The 12062-nt window shown below is 48.9% G+C and carries 10 protein-coding genes and 2 pseudogenes; 4 read left to right on the top strand and 8 right to left on the bottom strand.

All coding sequences use genetic code 11. The annotated features are described in order from the left end of the window. Positions 1-54: 54 nt before the first annotated feature. Positions 55-1503 carry a nitrogenase molybdenum-iron protein alpha chain gene (gene nifD / locus PYW49_RS03180; protein WP_074779463.1) on the bottom strand — a complete coding sequence of 483 codons (1449 nt, stop codon included), beginning with the start codon at positions 1501-1503 and terminating at the stop codon, positions 55-57. 27 nt (positions 1504-1530) lie between these two features. Next, positions 1531-2412, bottom strand: coding sequence for a nitrogenase iron protein (nifH, locus tag PYW49_RS03175; RefSeq protein ID WP_320385633.1), 882 nt, complete (start codon positions 2410-2412; stop codon positions 1531-1533). Between the two features lie 387 nt (positions 2413-2799). Between nifH and nifJ the strand changes: the two genes are divergently transcribed. Beyond that, entirely contained in the window at positions 2800-6312 is a 3513-nt protein-coding gene (nifJ, locus tag PYW49_RS03170; RefSeq protein WP_320385632.1) for a pyruvate:ferredoxin (flavodoxin) oxidoreductase, read from the top strand. 234 nt (positions 6313-6546) lie between these two features. Here nifJ and PYW49_RS03165 read toward each other — a convergent pair whose 3' ends face one another. Further along, positions 6547-6870 carry a darcynin family protein gene (locus tag PYW49_RS03165; protein ID WP_134350315.1) on the bottom strand — a complete coding sequence of 108 codons (324 nt, stop codon included), beginning with the start codon at positions 6868-6870 and terminating at the stop codon, positions 6547-6549. Positions 6871-7640: 770 nt separating this feature from the next. Between PYW49_RS03165 and PYW49_RS03160 the strand changes: the two genes are divergently transcribed. Then, positions 7641-8327: a GNAT family N-acetyltransferase gene (locus PYW49_RS03160; protein ID WP_320385631.1), complete on the top strand. Its 687-nt coding sequence runs from the start codon at positions 7641-7643 to the stop codon at positions 8325-8327. A gap of 39 nt (positions 8328-8366) precedes the next feature. Here PYW49_RS03160 and PYW49_RS03155 read toward each other — a convergent pair. The 5 genes and pseudogenes from PYW49_RS03155 to PYW49_RS03135 form a co-directional block, all read right to left on the bottom strand. Beyond that, positions 8367-8670, bottom strand: a pseudogene (locus PYW49_RS03155) (transposase); the annotation flags it as partial. A 758-nt stretch (positions 8671-9428) separates the two neighbouring features. Next, positions 9429-9539: pseudogene (locus tag PYW49_RS03150) on the bottom strand (arsenical resistance protein ArsH); the annotation flags it as partial. Positions 9540-9591: 52 nt separating this feature from the next. Beyond that, the gene (locus PYW49_RS03145; RefSeq protein WP_023303013.1) at positions 9592-9996 is read right to left on the bottom strand and encodes an H-NS family histone-like protein; all 405 of its coding nucleotides are present in this window, start codon (positions 9994-9996) and stop codon (positions 9592-9594) included. A 563-nt stretch (positions 9997-10559) separates the two neighbouring features. Then, complete coding sequence (locus PYW49_RS03140) at positions 10560-10787, bottom strand: hypothetical protein (RefSeq protein ID WP_064672538.1); 228 nt, start codon at positions 10785-10787, stop codon at positions 10560-10562. 268 nt (positions 10788-11055) lie between these two features. Beyond that, a complete protein-coding gene (locus PYW49_RS03135; protein WP_064672537.1) occupies positions 11056-11274 on the bottom strand; it encodes a cold shock domain-containing protein in 219 nt (72 codons plus the stop codon). A gap of 278 nt (positions 11275-11552) precedes the next feature. On the opposite strand from PYW49_RS03135, the gene cspF reads away from it, so the two are divergent. Together cspF and PYW49_RS03125 are read left to right on the top strand one after the other, a co-directional pair. Continuing rightward, positions 11553-11765 carry a cold shock-like protein CspF gene (gene cspF / locus PYW49_RS03130; RefSeq protein WP_074399126.1) on the top strand — a complete coding sequence of 71 codons (213 nt, stop codon included), beginning with the start codon at positions 11553-11555 and terminating at the stop codon, positions 11763-11765. Positions 11766-11840: 75 nt separating this feature from the next. Beyond that, on the top strand, positions 11841-12011 hold the full coding sequence (locus PYW49_RS03125) for a YnfU family zinc-binding protein (RefSeq protein WP_320385630.1): 171 nt from the start codon (positions 11841-11843) through the stop codon (positions 12009-12011). Positions 12012-12062 lie beyond the last annotated feature (51 nt).

Below are 12062 nucleotides of genomic sequence, written 5' to 3'. Positions count from 1 at the left end.
GTGTTCTCCTCCCGCGCCACAAATCGGTGAACAGACGGGATAACAGGATTAAAATCAGGCGGATTTCAGCCACGGCGCGGTCAACTGGCCCCACGCGGGGTTGTTGATCGTCATATCCATATCGCGGGCGAAGATGGCAAAGCCGTCATAACCGTGATAGGGGCCGGAGTAATCCCAGGAGTGCATCTGGCGAAACGGCACGCCCATTTTCTGGAAGATGTACTTCTCTTTAATGCCGGAGCCGATCAGATCCGGCTTCAGCGCTTTGACAAAGGCTTCCAGTTCATAACTGCTGGCATCGTCGAACAGCAAGGTGCCTTCTTTCAGATCCGGCAGGGTGCGGTCGTAGTCATCGTTGTGGGCGAATTCATAACCCGCAGCGATAATTTCCATCCCCAGATCTTCATAAGCGCCAATCACATGGCGAGGACGTAAACCGCCCATATACAGCAGCACTTTGCGGCCTTCCAGACGCGGACGGTATTTGGCGATGATGGCGTCGTTCTGCGCCTGATATTTGGCGATCACCGCTTCGGCGTTGGCGCGAATGGTGTCATCAAACATATCGGCGATTTTGCGCAACGATTCGGCGACTTTGGTCGGACCGAAGAAGTTGTACTCCATCCACGGGATACCGTGTTTCTCCTCCATATGGCGGGAGATGTAGTTCATTGAGCGGTAGCAGTGCACAAGGTTGAGTTTGACGAACGGCGTGTTCTCCATCTCAACCAGCGTGCCGTCGCCGGACCACTGCGCCACCACGCGCAGGCCCATCTCTTCGAGCAAAATGCGCGACGCCCAGGCATCGCCGCCGATGTTGTAATCGCCGATGATCGCCACGTCATAAGGACCGGCCTCAAACGGCTTGCCTTCGCGGTTATCCAGTACCCAGTCGCGGATCACGTCGTTGGCAATGTGGTGACCGAGTGACTGGGAAACGCCGCGAAAACCTTCGCAGCGCACCGGAATGACCGGTTTATTGATGGCTTTGCGGCTGGCGTTGGCAACGGCTTCAATGTCGTCGCCAATCAGGCCGACCGGGCATTCGGACTGAATGGAGATCCCTTTGGTCAGCGGGAACAGCGTCTCCATCTCTTCAATCAGTTTGGTCAGCTTTTTATCGCCGCCAAACACGATATCGCGCTCCTGAAAATCGGAGGTAAAGTTGAGCGTACCGAAGCTATCCACACCGCTGACGCCGGTGTAGTAGTTACGCCTCCCGGCGCGGGAGTACTGACCGCAGCCGACCGGGCCGTGGGAGATATGGGCCATATCTTTGATCGGCCCGAATACCACCCCTTTAGAACCGGCGTAAGAGCAACCGCGCACGGTCATTACGCCGGGCTGCGACTTACGGTTGGAGATGATGCATTTCCCGACGCTTTCCATCTCCGGGTCGCTCACCATCATGTGCTTTCTGCGTTCTTTGCGCGTTTTTTCCGGAAAGATCTCCAGCACTTCCTGGATGATCTCCAGATTACGTTCGCCTGTTGCATTGCTCATAGTCGTCTTCCTGTAGGCGGGCGTGCATCAAACCGCGTTTTCTTCTGCGGCGGTTTTACCGATAATGCTGGTGTCTTCTACATCCATAATGCCGAATTCCATCAACAGCTCTTCCAGTTCGTCCATGGTGATGGGCGTTGGCACGACCATTTTGGTGTTGTTGACGATCTTGTTCGCCAGCGTGCGGTATTCATTGGCCTGGTTGCATTGCGGATCGTACTCAATCACCGTCATACGGCGGATTTCAGCGCGCTGCACGATGTTGTCGCGCGGCACGAAGTGGATCATCTGGGTGCCGAGTTTTTCCGCCAGCGCTATGATCAGCTCATCTTCGCGGTCGGTCTGACGGGAGTTACAGATCAGCCCGCCAAGGCGCACTTTGCCGGATTTGGCGTATTTCACGATGCCTTTAGAGATGTTGTTGGCGGCGTACATCGCCATCATTTCGCCGGAGCAGACGATGTAGATCTCCTGCGCTTTGTTTTCGCGAATCGGCATGGCGAACCCCCCGCACACCACGTCGCCCAACACGTCGTAAAAGACGAAATCGAGGTCGGGAACATAGGCGCCTTCTTCTTCCAGGAAGTTGATGGCGGTAATTACCCCGCGACCAGCACAGCCAACGCCTGGTTCCGGGCCGCCGGATTCTGCGCAGCGTACGTCGCCGTAACCGATTTGCAGCACATCTTCCAGTTCAAGGTCTTCCACGGAGCCGACTTCAGCCGCCATCTCCATAATGGTGTTCTGCGCTTTCGCATGCAGGATCAGACGAGTGGAGTCTGCTTTCGGGTCGCAGCCGACGATCATTACTTTCTTGCCCATCTCCGCCAGCGCGGCGACCAGGTTTTGCGTGGTAGTGGATTTACCGATACCACCTTTGCCGTAAATGGCACATTGACGCATGGTCATGGTGTTTCTCCTGTTGGTTGTGTGAGTGGCAATTGCCTCACTCTGTTGTGCAGGGAACATACCAGCCGCGCCATTTCATTTAATCTGTTGATTTTAAAGACATTGATGTTTTCGCTGCCGCAAAAAGAGGGACAAAGAGTAAACAATCGCCTTACCAATTGTTCGAAACAGAACAATTCCGCACATCGTTTCTGTACGTTGGGGGACCACCCACGGCGGTGCGACACTTTGTCGGCAGTTCAACAGGATGTCGCGTCCGCTGTCTTGTTTCATGCAACCGTTTTGGCATGGTTGCCGTTAATGCTTTGTTTATAAAGGGATAAATGAGCTGGCACAGGCTGTGCAACGGCTGTTGGGAGATGACCTCTTACAGTCGAGGAATGAGCAATGTCCGGAAAGATGAAAACAATGGATGGCAACGCGGCAGCGGCATGGATTTCGTATGCTTTTACTGATGTCGCCGCGATTTACCCCATAACCCCCTCAACGCCGATGGCGGAAAACGTCGATCAGTGGGCGGCTGACGGCAAAAAAAATCTGTTTGGCCAGCCGGTGCGTTTAATGGAGATGCAGTCGGAAGCGGGCGCCGCTGGTGCCGTACACGGCGCGTTGCAGGCCGGGGCGCTGACCACCACCTATACCGCTTCGCAGGGGCTGCTGTTAATGATCCCCAATCTGTACAAAATCGCCGGTGAGCTGCTGCCCGGCGTGTTTCACGTCAGCGCCCGCGCGCTGGCAACTAACTCGCTGAACATTTTCGGCGATCATCAGGATGTGATGGCGGTTCGCCAGAGCGGCTGCGCAATGCTGGCGGAGAGCAACGTTCAGCAGGTAATGGATCTCTCGGCGGTGGCGCACCTTTCTGCCATTAAAGGTCGCGTACCTTTTATTAACTTCTTTGACGGTTTTCGTACTTCCCACGAGATCCAGAAAATCGAAGTGCTGGAGTACGACGATCTGGCACCGCTGCTGGATACCGACGCGCTGAACCGCTTTCGCCGTAACGCCCTGAACCCGGATCATCCGGTGATCCGCGGTACCGCGCAAAACCCCGATATCTATTTCCAGGAGCGGGAAGCGGTCAACCGCTACTATGATGCGCTGCCGGAGATCGTCGAAAACTACATGACGGACATCTATCGCCTGACGGGGCGCGAATACCACCTGTTTGATTACTACGGTGCAGACGATGCCGATCGGATTATTGTGGCGATGGGTTCGGTATGTGACACCATTTCCGAAGTAGTGGACGCGCTGATCGACAGCGGTGAAAAAGTTGGCCTGGTGACAGTGCATCTGTTCCGGCCTTTTTCGCTGTCGCACTTTTTCGCCAAAATCCCGAAAAGCGTTAAACGTATTGCGGTGCTCGATCGCACCAAAGAGCCTGGCGCGCAGGCGGAACCGTTGTGCCTGGATGTGAAAAACGCCTTTTATCACCAGCATGACGCGCCGCTGATTGTTGGCGGGCGCTATGCGCTGGGCGGTAAAGATGTGCTGCCGGGACATATTGTCTCGGTGTTTGAGAACCTGAAAAAACCGCTGCCGAAAGATGGCTTTACGGTGGGGATTTTCGACGATGTGACGCACACATCGCTGCCGGTGCCTTCTCATGAGGTCCACGTTTCCCGCGAGGGGATCACCGCCTGTAAATTCTGGGGGCTGGGTTCCGACGGTACGGTCAGCGCCAACAAGAGCGCCATCAAGATCATCGGTGATAAAACGCCGATGTATGCGCAGGCCTACTTTGCCTACGATTCGAAAAAATCCGGTGGTATTACCGTTTCGCACCTGCGTTTTGGCGAACGGCCGATTACCTCGCCGTATCTGATCCACCGCGCGGATTTTATCGCCTGCTCGCAGCAATCCTACGTCGATAAGTACGATCTGCTGGAAGGGCTGAACGCTGGTGGCACCTTCCTGCTGAACTGCACCTGGTTTGGCGAAGAGCTGGAGACGCGGCTGCCAAACGGTATGAAGCGTTATATCGCCCGCCAGGGAATCCGTTTTTACACCCTCAATGCGGTGGATATTGCCCGCAAGCTGGGGCTGGGCGGACGCTTTAACATGCTGATGCAGTCGGCATTCTTCAAACTGGCGGAGATTATTGATCCGCAAGCGGCGTCCGATTACCTGAAGCAGGCAGTCGAGAAATCCTACGGCAGTAAAGGGCAAAAAGTGGTGGATATGAACAATGCCGCCATTGATCTGGGGATGGAAGCCATTCAGGAAGTGATGGTGCCGGAACGCTGGGCGACGCTGGAAGATGACATAGTGGAAGAGACGCGGATGATGCCGGATTTTATCCGCGACATTCTCGAACCGATGAACCGGCAGAACGGCGACAAACTGCCGGTCAGCGCCTTTGTCGGTATGGAGGACGGAACATTTCCGACGGGAACCGCGGCGTGGGAGAAACGCGGCATTGCTTTGCAGGTGCCGGTGTGGAACCCCGAAGGCTGTACCCAGTGCAATCAGTGCGCCTTTATCTGCCCGCATGCCGCCGTCCGTCCGGCGCTGCTGAATCAGGAAGAGCGCGATGCTGCGCCGGTCGCGTTGTTGAGTAAAGCGGCGCAGGGGGCGAAAGAGTACGACTATCATCTGGCCATTTCGCCGCTCGATTGTTCCGGTTGCGGCAACTGTGCCGATATCTGCCCGGCGAAGGGCAAAGCCCTTACGATGCAGCCGCTGGAGAGCCAGTTAGCGATGCAACCGGTGTGGGATTACGCGCTGGCGCTGTCGCCCAAAAGCAATCCGTTCAACAAAACCACGGTCAAAGGCAGCCAGTTTGAAACCCCGCTGCTGGAGTTTTCTGGTGCCTGTGCGGGTTGCGGCGAAACCCCGTATGCGCGGCTGGTGACGCAGTTGTTCGGCGATCGCATGATGATCGCGAATGCCACAGGATGTTCGTCGATCTGGGGGGCCAGCGCACCGTCAATTCCGTGGACCACCAACCATAAAGGGCAAGGCCCGGCGTGGGCTAACTCGTTGTTTGAGGATAACGCCGAGTTTGGCCTGGGGATGATGCTTGGCGCGCGCGCGGTGCGTGAACAACTCGCCAGTGATGCGATGGATGCACTGACTGCGCCGCACAGCGAGGCGTTACAGCAGGCTTTGCGGCAATGGCTGGAGAGCAAAGATCGTGGTGAAGGCACGCGCGAGCGCGGTGAGGAGCTGAGCGCGCTACTGGCGCAGGAGAAGGGCGACGATCCGCTGCTGAACCGCATGTACCAGAACCGCGACTATTTCGCTAAACGTTCGCAGTGGATTTTTGGTGGCGACGGTTGGGCGTATGACATTGGTTTTGGTGGCCTCGATCATGTGCTGGCCTCCGGCGAGGATGTGAATATTCTGGTGTTTGATACCGAGGTGTACTCCAACACTGGCGGTCAGTCGTCGAAATCGACGCCGGTTGCGGCGATTGCCAAGTTCGCCGCAGAAGGCAAACGGACGCGCAAAAAGGATCTCGGCATGATGGCGGTGAGCTACGGCAATGTGTATGTCGCGCAGGTGGCGATGGGCGCGGATAAAGCCCAGACGCTGCGGGCCATTGCTGAAGCGGAAGCGTGGCCTGGCCCATCGCTGGTTATCGCTTATGCAGCCTGTATCAATCACGGTCTGAAGGCCGGGATGGGATGCAGTATACGCGAAGCAAAACGCGCGGTGGATTCCGGTTACTGGCATCTGTGGCGCTATAACCCGCAGCTGATGGTGAAGGGCAAGAATCCATTTATTCTCGACTCTGACGAACCGGAGGAGAGCTTCCGCGACTTCCTGATGGGCGAAGTGCGTTACGCCGCACTGGTCCGCACTGCACCGGAGCTGGCGGATCAACTCTTCGAGCAAACCGAGCAGGACGCGAAGCAGCGTTTCGCGCAGTATCAGCGAATGGCGGGGGAGTAAACGGTAATTTTCCCCGGTAATATTTCGTTACCGGGGATTAGGATAACGGAGAGACGCCATGCGTATTCGCGCAAGGCTTTTGGTTCAGCAAAAGAGGGAATATTGAAGGATGATGGTATTGTCCAGCGTCATGTGTTCCGCGATCGTCGAGGGTAAGTTAATTTAACTTATCAGGCCACTGGTTCCCATCTGGATAGGGGGAGATGGACAGGATAATGGAAGGGCTGCCGGAAACTAAGAACTAGCTTGCTCTTCAAAAATCTTAAACCCGTCCTCGATGGTTGGGATGATCTCTACCATCTCAAAGTACGGCTCTGTAATGAGTACTGAGTCACGTAATCGTTCTATGGCAAAGTAAAATGACTGCATATCCTTGGCTTGAAACATAGCTACATCCGTACAGCGAGTTGTAAAAGCCTCGGCATCGAACATTCTCAATGTTACGTCGGTATTCACGAGCACACTGCTTAGTGCTTTATCGGCAATTGCGTTGCGCTCATCTCTGCTCAGCCGTAACCAAGAAACAGTAGTTTTTAGTAGTACAAAAACAGTGATCATTTGTATGCCTGTGGTTTTGTCTAAAACACTCTAAGAGTCCTTAGGTTACTAAAAAGTTATTGAAAATCCAGATATTAAATTGTTTCAATTTCTAAGGGATACTTAAACGATATCTTTGCTCAAGGATCCACTGACCCAAATCTTGCCGTTAACAACCAGGTTTAGTACGGCATGGCGAAGAGAAGGGTAGAAAGCAATTGGATTTTCAGGACCTGCACCAAGCGGACACAATCCTGGAAAACATCTGGCTATTTTCAGAGCCTTCACAACATGCTGATTTCTGTGGCCGCACGAGAGAACCATGAAGTAATAGACCTATGGAGGTTATTTAACATATGTTGAGCGTGAACTCAGTTCAAAATGCAAGTGCGTCATATATAATTGATTTAAATTATTTTTTTAATATAAACAGAAATTAACTCTCAGCTAACATCATGAACTAACAGAGAATCTGGTTCTTATGAGCACTTTCTGAAGTTTTGCTCTTTTTCAGTTCATAATCCATTTTCAATCGCATATCCAAACACGTATAAATTTAGTGGCTATCTAGTTACCCTCTTGAAAAACTGATGGTTTTTGGTAAAATATATTTCCCATGAGAGATTTTTTACAGTCTCTGGGTTGAACCCGAACGAAGTGAGTTTCTGATGCAGTATCCACTGATCATATTACGACCTGTACCGCATGAGCCATGCGGTTGTCTATGAAGCTTATAACTGTATTTTATTTCGTCGGATAGGAACTACAATGTAATATATAAAGGATTCATTATGTCATATACCATCAAAGAAGTTGACTTCCCAATTATTCAAAATAGCCCTCAATACTTCAAAATAGTTGAATTGACAAGGGACAATGCAAAAGATTTGAGTATGTTTATTTTTGATGATAAGAGCCCTTTATTTGAATATCTAGTAACTAAAGAAGTTATTAGAGTTATGCATCTTATGAGTGAGATTGGATCATATCATAAGAAACTTATCGTTGTTGAACACGAAGGAACAAAAGAAATAGTAGGATTTTCATTTATTTCAGTATTGCTTAACCCCATTAATCTAAAACCTATAAACGAGGCCTCAATCATATCTATAGTTGTTGATGAAGTTCATCGTAATAAGGGATTAATGAGAGCCATGATAGATAAAATGAAATCTATTTTTTCTGGGGTCGCCTTAACATGCTCACCATCAAAAGCTGATATTTATAAAAGGATGGGGTTTACCATTAGCGGTTCTTTCCAAACTCACCTCTGCATGTCGTTGGGAAATTTAACAACTGGTGCAAAGTCTCTCTCAATAGATGATGAAACAGTTATGCGTGAACCTCATGTAAGAGATGCTTTGAATGCCGCGATTAAAAAACATGGTAGCGATACAATTTCCAGAGCGGAAAAGGAATTAATATCGGCATTTCATTCAGCCACGCAGGAAGCTGAAAAATATAAAGAAGAACAGTGATCCTACCCATGTAATGTGGACACGGCCCTAAGCGAGGTTCTGGAGCACCCGACACATGGCTTTTATGCTGAACTCAGCCTGGTGTTGTTTAATAAAGACATACTTCATTTCAGGCGCTTCGCGAAGTATGTCGCGGCCTTTTGGAGGATGGCCAGCTCCTCGTCCCGCTCTGCCAGCTGGCGTTTGAGTCGGGCATTTTCAGCCGCGAGTTCGCTCTCGCTCTCGCTCTCGCGCTCTGACGATGTTATCTGTTGCTGCGTTTACTGCGCCAGTTGTAGAACTGCGATTCATACAGGCTGAGTTCCCGGACGGCTGCGGCCACACCGATGCGCTCAAGGAGCTGGTGTGCCCGAGTATCATATGCGTTCCCTTAAAGCCTGCGAGTTTACAGACGCTACCGAAGTATTAGCCGATGTACTGATTGACTGCGTAGCAGGCGGTGCTTCCGTAAATTTTATGCACCCACTGGCCCGCGATAAAGCCGCGACTTTCTGGCATTACGTAGGGCAACTATTGGTGGGTAAGATCAATACTCCAGATGGTCAACTAGATACCTAAGCGGATAAAGTGCTGGCAAACAGATTGTTACATCCATCAGAATCCAGTAACTTCGGACGTTTGAACTTACAATCTGGGTAAGCGAGTACATAGAAACACCCAACAATCAGCATGAGGTGAAGTAAATGTACGACAGACCTAATGCAATAAAAGGGAGGTATCTCAAAATTCACAACATGCTGATTTCCGTGGCCGCACCAGTGAACCATGAAGTAAAAGACCTATGGAGGTTATTAACTTATGTTGATCACAAATGTTGTTCATAGAGAGCATATTTTATAATGCATTGTTTTTGTATGATATTTATCTGCCTTGTCCATTTTGCCAAAAAATTTACTTCATGAACCAATCCTAAATAGCAGCATTGCGACTGTTTTGATGAATTTCGATTCACCGTACTTCGTCTCGGACCAAGCGAACTTGCTCTACGTCCACTTAGTGCCAATGGCAGACGTTGTTAAGCTCATGCAGTATGGATTCACGAAGAACATACGTTATTTTGTCCTGATTGACACGGAATGAAAGCTCCTGATGGCTCTCTTTTCACTCGCTGTAACGATCTGCAAGATAACCGGTTTGTCCCTTAAGCAGCACTGTGATTTTAAACAGCGCCTCGGCTACATCGACGGAACTAAATGTTTCTCGACTATTCTCTAAGGCAACTTGCGGCCTTTACAAAAAAGAGCCGGGTTTTACCCGGCTCTTTTTAGCTGATTTCAAAATCTTTTAATTCCCCACCTTCAGCAATCAGATTTGAGATCCGCTTCGGCATTCGCCCCTGACCTGACCATGTTTTTGACTCTCCAGTTTCGTTAGTATACCGATACTTCGCGGGGCGGGGGGAGCGCGTCCTTTTAGCCTTACCCGGAGAGCCAATAGCAGCTAAAAGTTCGGAGGGGTCGATACCCTCATCAAGCATCATCTGACGAAGTGTTTCCAGTTTATCGCGGCGCTGACTTTCATTTGCAAGACGTAATGTCTCTTCTTCTCGTCGTTCTATAAGAATAATTTTAAACTTTTCCAGAACATCTTCCAGTACATCTAATGACATTTCACGAGTCTGAGAACGTAAGGTACGGATATTGTTTAACTGTGTTAGAGCATCTGACATAAAGAGACCTTTTAAAGTTTTTTCGTTGTTCAGCAAATACCAATGTCGACGGTTGCTCATCAACCCGATTTTTCTTACTGAGCATTTTAATGCGATTGGTACATATTGTTATTAACGAGGTTTAGACTACTTATATAAATCTCTTATCGCAAGACAAAATTAAGAATAATGTGCAAGAACTAAATTACAACTCCTACGAAATGTCCATGCATTTTTGAAGGTACTTAAAACTATGATGCCAGGAGTCATCCGGAGAGTCTTTCTATACCCTCATAACTTATTGCTTCAGTCACACCTGATGAGATTTAAAATGAGGAGACACAGCGCCGCCACTTAGCAAGGTTTTTCACAAATGGCAAGATGGCACGCAGGGGAGAGTCACCTGCATTTTGTCAGAAGGTAGCGAATCTCTCTCTCTTTATAGAGGTGTTTCTAAAAAGTGTAATGTAAAAAAAAAGCCTGCTGTTAGCAGGCCATAAATGTTTTCAACTCATTTTTTGTTCGATTCTGATAAATAGGGTAAGCATGCAATTAAACGTGGAGCAGAGAGCATGACAAAAATGCTATAAATATTTCCTGGCCGCATCAAGTATCTCCTGTGACGTTAACTCCCTGTCAGTAGCCACGTAAACAATACCATGATCGCCAGTTAAGGAAGGAAAACCTGCAGACATAATCCGAAGATGTTTTTCTTCACCGTTTGGATATTCCTGCCTGATAGAGGATATACCTTCCAGAACGGTCATGACTTTACAGGATTCAGCATTAAAGAAAACAAGGACTTTAATCATTTTCTATTACCCTGTTCTCTCGTGGATATTAACTGGCAGATGCCATTAAGGTCAAAGCCATTACGCACTTCTTATTTAAGATGTGGTTAGTTTGTGCTTTTAGACTTTTTATGCAGTAGTACTGCACTTCATCACATCGGTTAGCATACTCATTATTTTGAAAAATATGCTGATCAGATATTATGAATAAACGACTTTTATCTGATTTAAGTTATGGATCTGTCTACTCAGGAATAATCCTTCATCGTTATCGTAGACCCACAATGATTTATTTATCGCAAAGTGTTACGTTTGCAGCAGCAGGCCCCTTGTCTCCGCGGTGAATGGCGAATTCAACTTTCTGACCTTCAAATAAAGTTTTAATGTTGTCGCCATTAATTGCAGATAAATGGACAAAGATATCTTTGCTGCCATCAAGAGGAGAGATGAAGCCAAAACCTTTGTCTTCGTTAAACCATTTAACCAGGCCCATAATTCTAGAGGTCATACTGACTCCGTTATACATGATTGTATTGATAGTAAACGTATAAGATTAAACATATGGACTCAAAAGAGGGGATATCAACGATAGCGCCTGGTAATGAGAACTGCCCGGAAAATTTCTAACTTTCATTAGTACATCGAACTGATGGGATTCATTAAGGCACAGGGAATCGATATAAGCAAATTATCTTTTAGCCGTCCAGAGGTCCTGTAGGGAAAATAAAAGTGGCTGAATGCCATTTTCAATGTATAGTCTTTAAGTGTTTTCAATAAGGAATTGACTTGTCCCATAAAATGACAGGAATTGTCAAAAGCTTTGATATTCTTAGTGGTAAAGGCCTCATCATCCCATCTGATGGACGAAAAGACTTTCTGCTTCACATTTCAGTTGTTAACTCTCGCGAATCAGAATTACTTATCCCTGGAAGCCGCATAGAGTTTTGCCGGATAAACGGTCTCAGGGGGCCTGTGGCTGCGAACATTTATCTTTCCTGATTTTCAGTGTGTCAAAATAGATAGATTAAAACTTAACCACATGTGGTACGGTGAAGCTCATTCATTGAAAGGTTAATGGTTATGTCTGTTATCAATTACGCAATGAAATTCTTCAGCAGTGCGTCTACTGCCACTGCTGCCTGTCCTGTTTGTGGCTTAAAATCAGTACAACCGTTGTCAAAAGTCCGGCTCAACCAGACCATGCTTTGCCCCGGATGTAAGGCTCTGTTTATCTCCCGACGCTAGCTCGACCAAAACCGCAGAACAGAGCTCATGTCCTATACTTATGTTAGATTC

The sequence above is a fragment of the Enterobacter chinensis genome (genome assembly GCF_034008295.1).
Classification (GTDB): Bacteria; Pseudomonadota; Gammaproteobacteria; order Enterobacterales; family Enterobacteriaceae; genus Enterobacter; species Enterobacter chinensis.
Note: the sequence above shows the minus strand (reverse complement) of the source record. Positions and strands in the feature narration are given on the sequence as shown.

Coding starts and splice junctions, on each gene's coding strand:
- nifJ (WP_320385632.1), top strand. CDS start 2,800: ATGTCCGGAAAGATGAAAACAATGGATGGCAACGCGGCAGCGGCATGG.
- PYW49_RS03140 (WP_064672538.1), bottom strand. CDS start 10,787: ATGATTAAAGTCCTTGTTTTCTTTAATGCTGAATCCTGTAAAGTCATG.
- PYW49_RS03165 (WP_134350315.1), bottom strand. CDS start 6,870: ATGATCACTGTTTTTGTACTACTAAAAACTACTGTTTCTTGGTTACGG.
- PYW49_RS03135 (WP_064672537.1), bottom strand. CDS start 11,274: ATGACCTCTAGAATTATGGGCCTGGTTAAATGGTTTAACGAAGACAAA.
- PYW49_RS03145 (WP_023303013.1), bottom strand. CDS start 9,996: ATGTCAGATGCTCTAACACAGTTAAACAATATCCGTACCTTACGTTCT.
- PYW49_RS03125 (WP_320385630.1), top strand. CDS start 11,841: ATGGTTATGTCTGTTATCAATTACGCAATGAAATTCTTCAGCAGTGCG.
- nifD (WP_074779463.1), bottom strand. CDS start 1,503: ATGAGCAATGCAACAGGCGAACGTAATCTGGAGATCATCCAGGAAGTG.
- nifH (WP_320385633.1), bottom strand. CDS start 2,412: ATGACCATGCGTCAATGTGCCATTTACGGCAAAGGTGGTATCGGTAAA.
- PYW49_RS03160 (WP_320385631.1), top strand. CDS start 7,641: ATGTCATATACCATCAAAGAAGTTGACTTCCCAATTATTCAAAATAGC.